General features: G+C 70.6%; 1 protein-coding gene. It reads left to right on the plus strand.

Annotated features, from left to right (window positions below; translation table 11 throughout):
* On the plus strand, positions 1-309 hold a 309-nt coding region (locus tag ACSG5Z_RS32900), incomplete at both ends, for a LysR substrate-binding domain-containing protein (RefSeq protein WP_503827188.1).

The raw sequence follows: 309 nt of genomic DNA on the forward strand, positions 1-309 counted from the left end.
GGCTCACACTGACCGAGGACGGACGCCGGCTCGACGTAGCGGCCCGCCGGATCCTCGCCGACGTCGAACGGGCGAAGGCGAAGGTGGCCGCGGTACGCGAACTCGTCTCGGGCCGCGTCGACGTGGTGACGTACTCGTCGTTCGCCTTCGATCCGATGATCGAGCTCGCGCGCCGCTTCCGTGACCGCTACCCGCACATCCTGGTGCGGATCGTCGACGCGGACGGCCCGGGCGGCGTGCACACTGCGCTGCGACGCGGGGAAGCCGAGATCGGGGTGACCGACTTGTCCGTCGAGCACGCCGGCATGA

It is taken from the genome of Bacillus pretiosus (genome assembly GCF_051294775.1).
GTDB lineage: Bacteria > Bacillota > Bacilli > Bacillales > Bacillaceae_G > Bacillus_A > Bacillus_A wiedmannii.